Raw genomic sequence first — 15,030 nt, forward strand, 5'->3', positions numbered from 1 at the left:
GATGACCACGATCGACACGGTGCTCGTCGCGAATCGCGGTGAGATCGCCGTCCGGGTGTTCCGGACACTGCGCACCATGGGGATTCGCTCCGTCGCGGTGTACAGCGACGCGGACGCCGACGCGCTGCACGTGCGCTCCGCGGACACCGCGGTACGACTGGGTCCGGCGCCCGCACGCGAGAGCTACCTGAACATCGACAAGGTGATCGACGCGGCTCTCGCCAGCGGCGCCGACGCGATCCACCCCGGATACGGGTTCCTCTCGGAGAATGCGGCATTCGCGGCGGCGTGCGAGAAGAACGGCATCACGTTCATCGGCCCGCCGACACGTGCGATCGAGACCATGGGCGACAAGATCACGGCGAAGAAGGCGGTCTCCGCGTTCGACGTGCCGGTGGTGCCCGGCATCGCGGAACCCGGACTCACGGACGACGAACTGATCGCGGCCGCGGCCGACATCGGCTACCCCGTGCTGATCAAGCCGTCGGCCGGTGGCGGCGGCAAGGGCATGCATCTGGTCGAACGAGCCGAGGACCTGACGGCGGCCCTGGTGCGGGCCAGGCGAGAGGCGGCGTCGTCGTTCGGCGACGACACCCTCTTCCTCGAACGATTCGTGTTGCGTCCCCGGCACATCGAGGTGCAGGTGATGGCGGACGCCCATGGCCATGTGATCCATCTCGGTGAGCGCGAGTGCTCGCTGCAGCGCCGTCACCAGAAGGTGATCGAGGAGGCGCCGTCGCCGCTGCTCGACGAGGTGACGCGGGCGCGGATCGGCGAGGCCGCGTGTGCGACCGCTCGGAGTGTCGACTACGTCGGCGCCGGCACCGTCGAGTTCATCGTCTCCGCCGACGCGCCCGACGACTTCTTCTTCATGGAGATGAACACCCGTCTGCAGGTGGAGCATCCGGTGACCGAGGAGGTCACCGGCATCGATCTCGTGGAGCTGCAGATACGGATGGCAGCGGGCGACACGCTGCCGCTGCAGCAGGAGGATGTGACGCTGACCGGTCACGCGATCGAGGCGCGTGTCTACGCGGAGGATCCGGGCCATGGCTTCCTGCCCACCGGCGGCCGAGTGATCGGACTGCACGAACCGGCGGGCACCGGTGTCCGCGTGGACTCGTCGCTCGCACCGGACACGGTGGTGGGCAGCGACTACGACCCGATGCTGGCCAAGGTCATCGCGCACGGTCGGGACCGCGCCGAGGCACTGCGCATCCTGCGGCGGGCGCTCGGCGAGACGGCGGTGCTCGGCGTGGGCACCAACATCGACTTCCTCTCGTACCTGCTGACCGATCCCGACGTCGCCGCCGGCCGTCTGGACACGGGCCTGCTGGACCGGGTCGCACCCGACTACGCGGCGCCCGTCGCGACGGACGAGGTCATCGCCGCCGCAGCCGTGTTCGATTGGTGCGCAGCATGGCCCGCGCAGGACGCCGGCGCGTGGACTGTTCCGAACGGGTGGCGTCTCGGTGGTCGGAGCGCACCGACGACAGTCCTCGTCGAGGACGCCGGGCGGCGGCGCACCGTCGCGGTGACCGGGTCGCCGGGCGACGCGGCGGTGACCGTCGACGGCGGAGATGCCCGGTCGCTGACGGTGACTCTCGACGGTGCGACTCTCGTGGTCGCGATCGACGGTCGCCGGACGACGTACAGGGCTGCACGGGACGCGGACGGGCTCTGGCTCGCGGCTTCCGGTGGTGTGTGGCATCTGCGCCCCGCCGCGGAGATCGACCTCGCCGCCGGGGGCGAGATGGAGCTCGAGGACACGGTGCGCAGCCCCATGCCGGGCACCGTGATCGCCGTCGAGGTGGCGAACGGTGACACCGTCACGGCCGGAACCGTTCTCGTGGTCGTGGAAGCCATGAAGATGGAGCACGCCCTCACTGCTCCCGCGGACGGCATCGTCGAGGTGACGGTGGCGACAGGCGACCAGGTCGCCGTGAACCAGGTACTCGCACGCATGACCACGGACCCGAAAGAGGATGCAGCATGAGCACATCGACCGTCGCGGGACACAGCCTGTTGTCCGACGAGCACCAGCAGCTGATCGCCTCGGTGCGCGACTTCGCTCGCACCGTGGTGGCGCCCGTCGCCGCGCAGCACGATCGCGATCACACGTTTCCCTACGAGGTGGTCCGCGGCATGGCGGACATGGGACTGTTCGGACTGCCGTTCCCCGAGGAGTACGGCGGCATGGGCGGCGACTACTTCGCGCTGTGCCTCGCCCTCGAGGAGCTGGGCAAGGTGGATCAGAGCGTCGCGATCACGCTCGAAGCCGGTGTCTCCCTGGGCGCGATGCCCGTGTACCGCTTCGGTACGGACGCGCAGAAGAAGGAGTGGCTCCCCAAGCTGACGTCGGGCCGGGCGCTCGGCGCGTTCGGCCTCACCGAGCCCGGTGCCGGCAGCGACGCCGGCGGTACGCGCACCACCGCGGTGCGCGACGGTGATCACTGGGTGATCAACGGGTCGAAGCAGTTCATCACGAACTCCGGCACCGACATCACCGAGCTGGTGACGGTGACCGCCGTGACCGGAACCGATGCCTCCGGGCGCAAGCAGATCTCCTCGATCATCGTGCCGACGGACACCCCCGGCTTCGAGGCCGGTCCCGCGTACGACAAGGTCGGGTGGAACGCCTCGGACACTCACCCCCTGTCGTTCACCGATGTTCGTGTGCCGCTGGAGAATCTGCTCGGCGACGAGGGCCGTGGTTACGCCGGGTTCCTGCAGATCCTCGACGAGGGCCGTATCGCCATCGCTGCGCTCGCCGTCGGTGTGGCGCAGGGGTGCGTCGACGAGAGTGTGAAGTACGCGAAGGAGCGCGAGGCGTTCGGTACCGCCATCGGCCGGAACCAGGCCATCGCCTTCAAGATCGCCCGCATGGAGGCGCGCGCCTACGCCGCCCGGACCGCCTACTACGACGCTGCAGCGCTCATGTCGGCGGGCAAGCCCTTCAAGAAGGAAGCGGCCATCGCCAAGCTGATCTCGTCGGAGGCCGCGATGGACAACGCGCGCGACGCCACGCAGGTGCACGGCGGCTACGGGTTCATGAACGAGTACACGGTCGCGCGGCACTACCGCGACAGCAAGATCCTCGAGATCGGCGAGGGCACCACGGAGGTGCAGCTGATGCTCATCGCGCGCCAGGTGGGGCTGTGACCGAACCGGAGCGCATCGTCCAGCGCGGCCTGTGGTTCGACGAGATGACGGTGGGCACCGTCTACGAGCACCGGCCCGGGCGCACCGTCACCGAGGCGGACAACGTCCTGTTCACCACCCTCACGATGAACACGCAGGCGCTGCATCTCGACGCCGCGTACAGCGTGGACACCGCGTTCGGGGAGCGGCTCGTGAACTCGATGTGGACGCTCTCCACGCTGGTCGGGCTCTCCGTCGCCCAGCTGACGCAGGGCACCATCGTCGCGAACCTCGGGTTCTCGGAGATCAGCTTCCCGAAGCCGATGCTGCACGGTGACACCCTCTACGGCGAGACGGTGATCGCGGACAAGCGAGAGTCGGCGTCGAGACCCGGAGAAGGCGTCGTGACGTTCGAGCACACGGGCCGCAATCAGCACGGCGACGTCGTCGCGCGCGCCGTGCGGAAGACCCTCGTCCGGATGGCTCCCGCGTCGTGACGGGGCTCGGTCCGGTCTGGATGTTCTGCCCGGCCGACAGGCCCGAGCGCTACCGGAAGGCCGCCGCGGCAGCAGACGTGGTGATCCTGGACCTCGAGGACGCGGTGGCCCCCGGTGACAAGGAAGCGGCGCGGCAGGCCGTCGTCGACACCCCACTCGATCCGGACCGCACCGTGATCCGCGTCAACGCGCGATCGACGCCGTACTTCGAGGCTGATCTGGCAGCCCTGTCCGAGACGGTCTACCACCGCGTGATGGTGCCCAAGTGCGAATCGGCGCAGGACGTCTCGGCACTGGCTCCACGATCGGTGGTCGCCCTCGTCGAGACCCCACTCGGGATCCTGCACGCTGCGGAGATCTGCGCAGCCGACGGGTGCGAGGGCATGATGTGGGGCGCGGAGGACCTGGTGGCCGCGCTCGGCGGAGCGTCCTCGCGTCGCGGCGACGGGTCGTATCGCGACGTGGCCGTGCACGCACGCTCGACCGCCCTGCTGGCGGCCAAGGCTTTCGGGCGCCAAGCTCTGGACTCGGTGTATCTGGACATCGCCGATCTCGACGGACTGCGCGCCGAGTCGGAGGACGCCGTCGCGGTGGGGTTCGACGCCAAGGTGGCGTTGCACCCGACGCAGGCCGCCGTGATCCGCGAGTGTTACACCCCCACAGCCGATCAGGTGGACTGGGCCCGTCGGGTCGTGGCTGCCGCCGCCACCGAGCGCGGAGTGTTCACCGTCGACGGCAGGATGGTCGACGCGCCGGTGATCCGGCACGCCGACCGCATCCTGCGGGGACTCGGCTAGCGAGTCGGTGTCGCGGTGGTACGAAGGGGCTGGATCCGGCGTTCCCGCACCCTTCCTCGCGTCCCGCACCCGACCTCGCCGAGCAACACGCGTGCGTCGCGCGAGCATCGGTGCGGGAACGGGTGAACTGGCCTGTGGACGGACCGCGCGCTGTCCACAGGATGCCGGCCGAGCGGGTATCGCCAGGGCGGGGACCCGCTCATGATCGACCGATGGATCTCGATGCATCACGGCTGGTGCTGCGGCAGAACGCTCTCCAGGACGGGTACACCGACAACGAGCTGCGACGGCTCTACACGAGGGGCGACATCACCCGACTGGGTCACGGGGCGTATCTGGACGCGACTCGTCTCGACGGGTTGAACCGCGTCGAGAAGCACCGCGTCCTGCTCGAGGCGGTGATGCCCGCGCTGTCGAGTGGCGCGGTCATGAGCCACCAGACGGCAGCGCTGATGCACGGGTGGCCGCTGTGGGCGGTCGATCTGACCAGGGTGCACGTGACGCGCGATCGGCGGAACGGCGGACGGCGGCGCGCCGACACGATGGTGCACTGCGCGCCGCTGCCGGGCTCCGCCGTGCACGTGGTGAACGGGTTCACGGTGACGTCGCCGGCTCGGACCCTGGTGGACGTGGCGCGGACCGTCCCCTTCGAGCAGGCCGTGGTCATGGGCGACGCTGCGCGGATCGACGGCGACTCCCTGGTGGACGAACTCGCTGTGGCCAGTCGTCGGCACGGCATCGCGGGCGCGAGGCGGGTCGCCGCATTCCTCGACCCGCTCTCGGGAAGCGTCGGCGAGTCGCGCAGCCGTGTGCTGTTCCATCGCGTCGGTCTCCCGCCACCGGTGCTTCAGGTGGAGATCGGGGTGTGGCGGGTCGACTTCCTGTGGGGCGATGTGATCGGCGAGTTCGACGGTCGCGTGAAGTACGGCCGCTTCCTCCGACCCGGGCAGGACGCCGGGGACGCCGTGTTCGAGGAGAAGCGGCGTGAGGATGCGTTGCGCGCGCTCGGCTTCCGAGTCGTGCGCTGGACGTGGGCGGATCTCACACGGCCCGAGGCGCTCATCGCCCGGTTGCGCGCGCTCCTCTGAGTTCCCGCACCTTTCCTCGCGGGCCGCACGCGACCTCGCCGAGCAACACGCGTGCGACGCGCGAGCATGGGTGCGGGAGCGGCCGGCCACACAGCACTGCGGCCCGGCTGGAGTACCAGCCGGGCCGCAGTGGGGATTCAGCGGATCAGAACGCCGCTTCGTCGAGCTCCATGACGTCGTTGTCCAGATCGGACAGGATCTGACGGGTGGAGGTCAGGCGGGGCAGGATGTTCTTGGCGAAGAACGACGCTGCGCCGATCTTGCCCTCGTAGAACGCCTTGTCCTTCTCGCCGGCGCCGTTGTCGAGTGCGGCGATGGCGATCTCGGACTGACGCAGCAGCAGCCAGCCGATCATCAGGTCGCCGACGCTCATGAGCAGGCGGACGGATCCGAGGCCGACCTTGTACAGCTCGGTCGGCTGCTCCTGGGCACCCATGAGGTGCTGCGTGAGTGTGGCGACCATGCCCTGCACGTCCTCGAGGGCGGTGTTGAGCAAGGCACGCTCGCTCTTGAGGCGACCGTTGCCCGCCTCGCTGTCGATCCACGTCTTGATCTGGCCGGCGACGTGGGCCAGTGCGACGCCGCGGTCCCGGGCGATCTTGCGGAAGAAGAAGTCCTGCGCCTGGATGGCCGTGGTGCCCTCGTAGAGCGAGTCGATCTTGGCATCGCGGATGTACTGCTCGATGGGGTAGTCCTGCAGGAAGCCGGAGCCACCGAGCGTCTGGAGGCTCTGCGCCAGCTGCTCGTACGCGACCTCGGAACCCACACCCTTGACGATGGGGAGCAGCAGGTCGTTGACGCGGAACGCGGTGTCCTTGTCGGCGCCCGAGACGTGCAGTGCGGCAACCTCGTCCTGGTGAGCGGCTGTGTAGAGGAACACCGCGCGCAGGCCCTCCGCGTACGCCTTCTGCGTCATCAGCGAGCGACGGACGTCGGGGTGATGCGTGATGGAGACGCGGGGCGCGGCCTTGTCGGTCATCTGCGTCAGGTCAGCACCCTGAACGCGCTGCTTGGCGTAGTCGAGCGCGGTGAGGTACCCGGTGGACAGCGTCGAGATGGCCTTGGTGCCCACCATCATTCGAGCGTGCTCGATGACGTCGAACATCTGCGCGATGCCGTTGTGGACGTCGCCGACGAGCCAGCCCTTGGCCGGGACGCCGTGTCCGCCGAGGGTCAGCTCACAGGTGGCCGAGACCTTGAGGCCCATCTTGTGCTCGACGTTGGTGACGAACACGCCGTTGCGCTCGCCGAGTTCGCCGGTCTCGCTGTCGAAGTGGAACTTCGGGACGAAGAACAGCGACAGTCCCTTGGTGCCCGGCTTGGCGCCCTCGGGGCGAGCGAGCACGAGGTGGAAGATGTTCTCGAAGAGATCGTCCGAGTCGGCCGAGGTGATGAAGCGCTTGACGCCCTCGATGTGCCAGCTGCCGTCGGCCTGCTCGACGGCCTTGGTGCGGCCTGCGCCCACGTCCGAACCCGCGTCGGGCTCGGTGAGGACCATGGTGGCGCCCCAGTTGCGCTCGGAGGCGAGTACGGCCCACTTCTTCTGCTGCTCGTTGCCGTTGTCGGAGAGGATCTGCGCGAAGCCCGGGCCGGCGGAGTACATGAAGGCGGCGGGGTTCGATCCGAGGATCATCTCGGCGACGGCCCAGAACACCTGGCGCGGTACCGGCATGCCGCCGAGTTCCTCGTCGAGGCCCAGGTGGTCCCAGCCGGCTTCCTGCAGCGCGCGGTACGACTTCTTGAACGACTCCGGGAGGGTGACGGTGTGCGTCTCGGGGTCGAAGGTCGGCGGGTTGCGGTCGGCGTCGGCGAAGGACTCCGCGAGCGGGCCCTCGGCGAGGCGGCGGACCTCGGAGAGCATGTCACGCACGGTGTCGACGTCGAGATCGCCGAACTGTCCGGACTCGAGCGTCTTGTCCAGGGCGAACAGCTCGAACAGGTTGAACTCGAGATCGCGAAGATTGCTCTTGTAATGACCCATGGTGATGCGTTCTCCGTCTCAGTGGTGCGGTCCGGCCTCGGTACCGCCTGTGTGGCCCGGCGCTACCTACTCGCCAGTAACATACGGCTATGTTACGCCGGATCGGGAACACTGCCAATAGGGGTCTACTCGTCGGTAACTCGTCCCACCACAAGGGCGTCGATCGCTGCGGAATCACCGACGTGCCGCACCCTGTCCTCGGCGACGAGAATGCGCATCCTGTCGCCGATGTCCGCGACCAGATCGTCTGGGCTGTACAAGATCTCGGGATCCTGAGGACCGCCGACGCCATTCTCCAGATTGGCAGAATGGTGACCCACGATCACGAGGATTCCCTCATGTTTCAACGCCCGGACGGCAGTCGCGAGGACGTTTCCACGCTCGGTCCGCGATAAATGCAGGTAGGCGATGACAACGAGATCATAATCCTGCTCGGGTGTGAGTGTGGTCACGTCCGCGTGGACCCACCGCACTCGCTCGCGGATCGACGCGGTGGCCGTGGCGGCGATGCGGACCGCCTTGGTCAGCGCCACGCTGCTGAAGTCGACGGCGTCGACACTCCATCCGCGCGTGGCGAGCCAGAGGGCGTTGCGCCCCTCGCCGCACGCGAGATCGAGCGCCCGGCCGCGCGGCAGGGAGGTGCAGAACTCGACGACCATGTCGTTCGGCGGTGCGCCCCAGATGAGTTCGGCGCGTTCGTACTTGGCGTCCCAGGCCGCGGCGTCCACTCAGGTCCAGACCGAGTCGGGGTCGACGGACGAGCGGGCCGGACCCGCCGGCGTGGACGTGGCGGTACGCCCGAAACGCGGCGCCGGGGCGTGCTGGGTGACCGCGTCGATGTCGATGAGGCTGCCGCGTTCGGCCATGTGGCGGTGGCGCGTGGCCTCGTCGAAGGTCAGCACGGGGGTGACGCAGGCGTCCGTGCCGTCGAAGACGGCGGCCCACTCGTCGCGCGTGCGGGAGGCGAACACCTCCGTGAAGGTCGACCGCAGCGTCGGCCACTGCTCACGGTCGAGCTGGTGCGGCAAGGCCGACGGATCGAGCCCGAGTCCCTGCAGCATCGCGGCGTAGAACTGGGGTTCCAGCGCGCCGACGGCGACGTGCTTGCCGTCGGACGTCTCGTACGTGTCGTAGAACGGGGCACCGGTGTCCAGCAGGTTCGTGCCGCGCTCGTCGGACCACATGCCGATCCCGCGCCACCCCCAGATCATGTGCGACAACGCGACGGTGCCGTCGACCATGGCCGCGTCGATCACCTGGCCCTTCCCGGACCGACCGCGCTCGACCAGCGCTGCGAGAATGCCCATGACGAGGAACATCGATCCACCGCCGAAGTCGCCGACCATGTTCATCGGGGGTACCGGGCGCTCACCCTCGCGTCCGATCGCGTGCAGCACTCCGGTGACCGAGATGTAGTTGATGTCGTGTCCCGCGACCTGCGACCACGGACCCTCCTGTCCCCACCCCGTCATGCGTCCGTAGACCAGACCGGGGTTGCGCTCGGCGACGACGTCGGGTCCCAGACCCATGCGCTCGGTGACCCCCGGACGGAAGCCCTCGATGAGGACGTCGGCGCGGGAGATCAGGTCGAGCACCCGTTCCAGCTCGGCCGGATCCTTCAGATTCGCCTCGACGATGCGGCGGTTGCGGAGCAGGGGGTCGCCCGGTGATCCCTCGGCCGGAAGCGCGCCCGCACGCTGGACGCGCACGACGTCGGCGCCGAGGTCGGCCAGCAGCGTCGCGGTGTGCGGTCCGGGGCCGATGCCCGCGAGTTCCACGACCTTGATTCCGGCGAGAGGTCCACCTGCAGTAGTCATGGCGCGACCCTATCCACCGGAACCTGCCCGACGACAGGACCGGACTGTGCGGGTCGGGAGACTCAGAGGAACTCCGACGCGGCGTCGTCCACTCGCGACCGGTAGTCACCCCACCAGTCGGCGTCACCGTCCGCCAGGTTGGAGTTGCCGGGAGCCAGTCCGGCGCTGCCGTCGGCGAGTTCGCGCACGATGTCGGCGTGGCCGGCATGGCGGTGTGTCTCCGCGATCAGGTGCACCAGGATGTACTCGACGGTCACGGGGTTCTTCGCCGTCCACCACGGCACCGTCCCCTCCGCTCTCGCTCCGAGGGTGCGCACCGTCACGTCGGCATGGGCGTTCACCCGGCGGTAGAGGTCGACGAGAGAATCGCGGGACTGGTCGGGTGTGGCCCACATGTCGGCATTGAGTTCGAGTGTCGGGTCGGACCACGGGATCGGTTCGGGGAACGGTCGCCCGAACGTGGACCCGAGGTACCCCGCCTCGGTCATGGCCAGGTGTTTCACGATTCCCAGCAGGTTGGTACCGGTCGACGTGAGCGGCCGACGGATGTCGTACTCCGACGCGCCGTCGAGTTTCCACACCACAGCGTCCCGTCCTCGCTGGAGGTAGGTGAGCAGGTCCTCGGTGTCCGCCATGCCCGATAGCATTCCAAGAGTGACGTCCTCCCGCATCGGTACTCCACTTTCTCCGTCGGCCACCAAGGTGATGCTGCTGGGCTCCGGTGAGCTCGGCAAGGAAGTGATCATCGCGTTCCAGCGCCTGGGCGTCGAGGTGATCGCCGTCGACCGGTACGCGGACGCCCCCGGCCACCAGGTCGCGCACCGCGCCCACACGGTGGACATGAGCGATCCGGACGCCCTGCTCGCCGTCATCGAGTCCGAGGCGCCGCACTTCGTCGTGCCGGAGATCGAGGCCATCGCCACCGAGGCGCTCTCCGTGGTCGAGGACCGCGGGGTCACCACCGTCGTGCCGACGGCCAGGGCTACCCAGCTGACGATGAACCGCGAGGGCATCCGCCGCAGGCTCGCGGCCGAGGAGCTGGGGTTGCCCACGTCGCCGTACGCGTTCGCCGACAGTGTGGACGAGGTTCGCGCGGCGCTCGAGCACACGGGCTTCCCGGCGGTGATCAAGCCGGTGATGTCGTCGTCGGGCAAGGGGCAGTCGGTCGTGACGAGCGACGACGACGTCCAGCGGGCCTGGGACCACGCTCAGGCCGGGGGACGAGTCGCGCTGGGCCGGGTCATCGTCGAGGGCTTCGTCGACTTCGACTACGAGATCACCCAGCTCACCGTCCGCGCGGTCGACGAGAACGGCGCCGACGAGACCTCCTTCTGCGAGCCCATCGGCCACCTCCAGAAGTCCGGCGACTACATCGAGTCGTGGCAGCCCCAGCCCATGTCGGCGGCCGCTCTGCACGCCGCACGCGAGGTCGCCCGCACGGTCACCGCGGCACTCGGCGGCCGCGGCATCTTCGGCGTCGAGCTCTTCGTCAAGGGCGACGACGTGTACTTCTCCGAGGTCAGCCCACGACCGCACGACACGGGCCTGGTCACGCTCGGCACCCAGCGGCTGTCCGAGTTCGAGCTGCACGCGCGCGCCATCCTCGGGCTCCCGGTGGACACCGCGCTCCTGACACCCGGCGCGTCCGCGGTGATCTACGGCGGTCTCGACGAGGTGGGCATCGCCTTCGAGGGCGTCGAGCAGGCGCTCCGCGTCCCGGAGACCGACATCCGCCTGTTCGGCAAGCCGGAGAGCTTCGCGAAGCGGCGGATGGGCGTCGCCGTGTCGACCGGTCCGGACGTCGAGACCGCGCGGGAGCGTGCACGCGACGCCGCGAGCCGCGTGCGTCCGGTCTCGGCACGGTGACCGCCGGTGCCGAGGTCCTCGTCGGACTGGTCGTCCTGATCGGCCTGATCGGGATCGTCGTCCCGGTGCTCCCCGGTGTGGTCCTGATCTTCGCCGCGATCGGCGTCTGGGCCTTCGTCGTCGGCACCGCATCGGCGTGGACGGTGTTCGGCATCGCGACGGCGCTGCTGGTGGCATCGGGCGTCGTCAAGTACCTGTGGCCGGGCAGACGACTGAAGACGGCCGGAGTGCCCACTCGTTCCATCGTCGCGGGCGGCGTCGTCGGCATCGTCGGATTCTTCGTCGTCCCGGTCGTCGGACTCTTCCTCGGGTTCCCCCTCGGTGTGTACCTGGCGGAGCTGCCACGGGCGCGCACGTCGGGTTCGGCCTGGCAGTCGACCGTGCACGCGACCAAGGCCGTCGGCCTGTCGATCCTCGTCGAGCTGTTCGGTGGTCTGCTCGCGGCCGGCGTGTGGGTCGTTGCCGTCATCGTGCTCTAACGCTCCCGGTACCAGGCCCTCGCGTTCCTGAACAGCACCTTCTGGAGATCGCCGCCCACTGCCTCGGTCACCAGGTCGATGTCGGAGGGGACGAAGCGTCGCGGGGAGCGCGTGCCGGGCAGATCGGTCCCGAACATCAGTGCCTCGGGGTTGACGGCATGGATCCTGCTCATCGCCTCCACCGGGTCGTGGCCGATGCGGCCGAAGCCCGCCGCCTTGACCCGTGCTCCCCTGTCGACGAGATCGAGGAGGTACGGCATGGCGTCCTCGGCCATGCCGAGGTAGTCGATGCTGATGGCCGGCAGTTTGGACAGGACCGGCTCCAGGGACAGCAACAATCCGGCGTCCGCGTAGAACTCGGCGTGCCATCCGGCGATCTCGTGCGCGCGGACGGCCTGCTCGGTGAGGGTCGACACGTCGGTGTCGCCGCGCCGCAGATTGAATCTGAGCGCTCGGACGCCCGCGTCGTCGAGCGCGATGATGTCCTCGTCCTCGGCGTCCCACGGCAGGTGGGTCACGCCCACCCATCCGTCACCGAGTTCGGTCAGCGCCGCGAGCAGAAAGCTCTGGTCGCTGCCCTGGAACGACCCGGCGACGACGGCGCCGCCCACGACCCCCAGTCCGTCGGTCTCCTCGCGATAGTCGTCGGCAGTGAACACGGGGGGTTCGTATCCGCCGTTCGACACGAGAGTGAACCGCGGATCGATGATGTGGACGTGGCTGTCGAACACGTCTGACAGGATGCCTCATGATGTGATGAGGCGTACGTCACATTCGATCATCCGTCTCGTCGTGCGAGGAGCTACACATGAAGGCAGAGCCGACCGTGGTCCTGGAGGGCTACACCTACTTCGAGTGTCCACGGTGGCGGGAGGACCGTGTCTGGGTCTCCGACTTCTACACCCACCAGGTGCTGTCGGCGAACGAGGACGGCAGCGACGTCCGGGTGGAGGCCGAGGTGCCGCACCAGCCGTCCGGGCTCGGGTGGCTTCCCGACGGTCGGCTCCTGGTCGTCTCGATGCGAGATCAGACCGTTCTGCGGCGCGAGGAGAACGGCGACCTCGTGGTGCACGCTGACCTGTCCGCGCACGCGACCGGCAACGCCAACGACATGCACGTGGATGCGGACGGGCGCGCCTACGTCGGCAACTTCGGATTCGATCTCATGAACATGGCGCCCATCGAGACGGCCTCCCTGCTGCGTGTCGAGCCCGACGGCAGTGTGCACGAGGACGCCACCGATCTGCACTTCCCGAACGGCATGGCCGTCACCGCAGGCGGCGATCTCCTCGTCGACGAGACGCTCGGCAACCGGATCAGCGCCTTCGCGATCGGCGACGACGGTGTCCTCGGACCGCGCCGCGACTGGGCTGTGCTCGGTCCGATGCCCGAGTCGACGGACATGGCCGAGGGCATCGGCCAGGTGGTGGTGGCGCCCGACGGTTGCGCTCTCGCGCAGGACGGCACGCTGTGGGCGGCCGACGCACTGGGGCAGCGCATCGTGCAGATTCGCGAGGGCGAGGGAGTGGTCGACGAGTTGACCTTCGACACCGGGGTGTTCGCGTGCGGATTCGGCGGCGACGACGGCCGCACCCTGTTCGTCTGCGCCGCACCCGATTTCAACGAGCACGCCCGCAAGGACGAGCGCGAGGGACGGCTGCTGTCCGTCCGGATCTGACACGCACGAAGCCCCGAGGACATCCTCGGGGCTTCGGTGCTTCAGCTGCTGGGGTCAGGCCTTGTCGGGCTCGCTGGCGCGCAGCATGTCCTCGCGCTCGACGACCTTGACGCGCTCGCGGCCCTGCGGCTCGCCGAGGCTGCGCTCGTGCGCGTCGAGGCGGTACCAGCCGTCCCACGTGGTGAACGGGACCTTCTTGTCCTCGAGGAACGCGACGACGGCGTCCTCGGACGGGTCGGTGGCACCCGCGAACGACGGGGCGTCGGCGAGGAGGTTCGCGACGGTCTCGTTGGCGTCACCCTTGGTGTGGCCGATGAGGCCGACGGGTCCGCGCTTGATCCAGCCGGTGACGTACGTGGCGTCGACGGGGGTGCCGTCGTTGTTCTTCACGCGGCCGGCCTCGTTGGGGATGGTGCCCGCGAGGTCGTCGAAGGGAAGGTCGGCGATGTTCTGCGACAGGTAGCCCACCGCGCGGTAGACGGCCTGGACGTCCCAGTCGGTGTAGTTGCCGGTGCCCTTGACGTTGCCGGTGCCGTCGAGTTCGGTGCGCTCGGTGCGCAGTCCGACGACCTTGCCGTCCTGGCCGAGCACCTCGTGCGGCGACTCGAAGAAGTGCAGGAACAGCTTGTGCGGGCGATCGCCGGCATCGCGGATCGCCCAGTCCTGCAGCGTGTTCGCGACCATGTCGACCTGCTTGGACTCGCGGCGGGCCTTCTCCGAGCCCTCGTCGTAGTCGATGTCCTCGGGAGCGACGATGACCTCGATGTTGGGGGAGTGGTCCAGCTCGCGGAGCTCGAGCGGCGTGAACTTGGCCTGGGCGGGGCCGCGGCGGCCGAACACGTGCACCTCGACGGCCTTGTTGGCCTTCAGGCCCTCGTAGACGTTCGCGGGGATCTCGGTGGGCAGCAGCTCGTCGCCCGTCTTGGCCAGTACGCGGGCCACGTCGAGCGCGACGTTGCCGACGCCGAGGACGGCGACCTTCTCGGCGTCGAGGGGCCAGGTGCGTGGCACGTCGGGGTGACCGTCGTACCAGGAGACGAAGTCGGCGGCGCCGTAGCTGCCGTCGAGGTCGATGCCGGGGATTTTCAGCGCGCGGTCCGCGTTGGCGCCGGTGGAGAAGATGACGGCGTCGTAGAAGCGGCGCATCGTCTCGAGGTCGATGTCGGTGCCGTAGTCGATGTTGCCGAGCAGGCGGACCTGCGGCTTGTCGAGCACCTTGTGCAGCGCGGTGATGATGCCCTTGATGCGCGGGTGATCCGGTGCGACGCCGTAGCGGATCAGACCGAACGGAGCGGGCATGCGCTCGAAGAGGTCGATGCTCACGCCGGGGCCGGAGACGTTGTGGTCCGACTTCATCAACGCGTCGGCGGCGTAGATGCCGGCCGGGCCTGCACCCACGATGGCCACTCGGAGCGGGCGGGTCTGGTCAGTCATCAGCGTGGATCTACCTAACATCGTCGTCGGCCGGCCGCCCGTCGAGCTCGGAGCGGGCGTCGTGGCCGCAGGGAGGCGGACACCCCAGCATAAGTGACGAGGCGGCGCCTCCGGTGCGCCAGGTGGCCGTGACGTGTGCACAGAGAACCGGGTGAACATCGGGATTCCACCGAGTGATGCGGCCCACAGTCGGGCATGGATCGCGGACCCCTCGGGCTTGCGTCAGAGGACAGCTCGACAGTCCGCATCCTC

General features: G+C 68.8%; 14 protein-coding genes. 8 read left to right on the plus strand and 6 right to left on the minus strand.

The window, feature by feature from the left end; genetic code table 11:
* Nucleotide 1: 1 nt before the first annotated feature.
* From QE449_RS02685 to QE449_RS02705, 5 genes are all read left to right on the plus strand, one after another.
* Nucleotides 2-1,996, plus strand: coding sequence for an acetyl/propionyl/methylcrotonyl-CoA carboxylase subunit alpha (locus QE449_RS02685; protein WP_307108154.1), 1,995 nt, complete (start codon nt 2-4; stop codon nt 1,994-1,996).
* Nucleotides 1,993-3,162 (plus strand): acyl-CoA dehydrogenase family protein, encoded by a 1,170-nt coding sequence (locus tag QE449_RS02690; protein WP_027506197.1) that lies wholly within the window; start codon nt 1,993-1,995, stop codon nt 3,160-3,162. The genes QE449_RS02685 and QE449_RS02690 overlap by 4 nt, the downstream gene beginning before the upstream one ends.
* A complete protein-coding gene (locus QE449_RS02695; RefSeq protein ID WP_027506198.1) occupies nt 3,159-3,638 on the plus strand; it encodes a MaoC family dehydratase in 480 nt (159 codons plus the stop codon). The genes QE449_RS02690 and QE449_RS02695 overlap by 4 nt, the downstream gene beginning before the upstream one ends.
* A 20-nt stretch (nt 3,639-3,658) precedes the next feature.
* A complete protein-coding gene (locus QE449_RS02700; RefSeq protein ID WP_056442231.1) occupies nt 3,659-4,435 on the plus strand; it encodes a CoA ester lyase in 777 nt (258 codons plus the stop codon).
* Nucleotides 4,436-4,647: 212 nt separating this feature from the next.
* Nucleotides 4,648-5,523 carry a hypothetical protein gene (locus tag QE449_RS02705; RefSeq protein ID WP_307108155.1) on the plus strand — a complete coding sequence of 292 codons (876 nt, stop codon included), beginning with the start codon at nt 4,648-4,650 and terminating at the stop codon, nt 5,521-5,523.
* 145 nt (nt 5,524-5,668) lie between these two features.
* Here QE449_RS02705 and QE449_RS02710 read toward each other — a convergent pair whose 3' ends face one another.
* The 4 genes from QE449_RS02710 to QE449_RS02725 form a co-directional block, all read right to left on the minus strand.
* Complete coding sequence (locus tag QE449_RS02710) at nt 5,669-7,504, minus strand: acyl-CoA dehydrogenase (protein ID WP_307108156.1); 1,836 nt, start codon at nt 7,502-7,504, stop codon at nt 5,669-5,671.
* Nucleotides 7,505-7,629: 125 nt separating this feature from the next.
* Nucleotides 7,630-8,232 (minus strand): bifunctional 2-polyprenyl-6-hydroxyphenol methylase/3-demethylubiquinol 3-O-methyltransferase UbiG, encoded by a 603-nt coding sequence (locus QE449_RS02715; RefSeq protein WP_307108157.1) that lies wholly within the window; start codon nt 8,230-8,232, stop codon nt 7,630-7,632.
* Complete coding sequence (locus QE449_RS02720; protein ID WP_027506202.1) at nt 8,233-9,321, minus strand: CaiB/BaiF CoA-transferase family protein; 1,089 nt, start codon at nt 9,319-9,321, stop codon at nt 8,233-8,235.
* Between the two features lie 62 nt (nt 9,322-9,383).
* On the minus strand, nt 9,384-9,956 hold the full coding sequence (locus tag QE449_RS02725; protein WP_307108158.1) for a DinB family protein: 573 nt from the start codon (nt 9,954-9,956) through the stop codon (nt 9,384-9,386).
* Between QE449_RS02725 and purT the strand changes: the two genes are divergently transcribed.
* Both purT and QE449_RS02735 read left to right on the plus strand, forming a co-directional pair.
* The gene (gene purT / locus QE449_RS02730) at nt 9,955-11,187 is read left to right on the plus strand and encodes a formate-dependent phosphoribosylglycinamide formyltransferase (RefSeq protein ID WP_373428251.1); all 1,233 of its coding nucleotides are present in this window, start codon (nt 9,955-9,957) and stop codon (nt 11,185-11,187) included. The genes QE449_RS02725 and purT overlap by 2 nt on opposite strands.
* Nucleotides 11,184-11,666, plus strand: a complete 483-nt coding sequence (locus QE449_RS02735) for a DUF456 domain-containing protein (RefSeq protein ID WP_027506205.1) — start codon at nt 11,184-11,186, stop codon at nt 11,664-11,666. The genes purT and QE449_RS02735 overlap by 4 nt, the downstream gene beginning before the upstream one ends.
* Here the strand turns inward: QE449_RS02735 and QE449_RS02740 are convergent.
* A complete protein-coding gene (locus tag QE449_RS02740; protein WP_307108160.1) occupies nt 11,663-12,397 on the minus strand; it encodes an amidohydrolase family protein in 735 nt (244 codons plus the stop codon). The genes QE449_RS02735 and QE449_RS02740 overlap by 4 nt on opposite strands.
* A 77-nt stretch (nt 12,398-12,474) precedes the next feature.
* Between QE449_RS02740 and QE449_RS02745 the strand changes: the two genes are divergently transcribed.
* Entirely contained in the window at nt 12,475-13,344 is an 870-nt protein-coding gene (locus QE449_RS02745; RefSeq protein WP_307108161.1) for an SMP-30/gluconolactonase/LRE family protein, read from the plus strand.
* Nucleotides 13,345-13,398: 54 nt separating this feature from the next.
* On the opposite strand, the gene QE449_RS02750 is transcribed toward QE449_RS02745, so the two are convergent.
* Nucleotides 13,399-14,778 carry an FAD-dependent oxidoreductase gene (locus tag QE449_RS02750; protein WP_307108162.1) on the minus strand — a complete coding sequence of 460 codons (1,380 nt, stop codon included), beginning with the start codon at nt 14,776-14,778 and terminating at the stop codon, nt 13,399-13,401.
* Between the last annotated feature and the right edge of the window lie 252 nt (nt 14,779-15,030).

The organism is Rhodococcus sp. SORGH_AS_0303 (assembly GCF_030819335.1).
Taxonomy (GTDB): domain Bacteria; phylum Actinomycetota; class Actinomycetes; order Mycobacteriales; family Mycobacteriaceae; genus Rhodococcoides.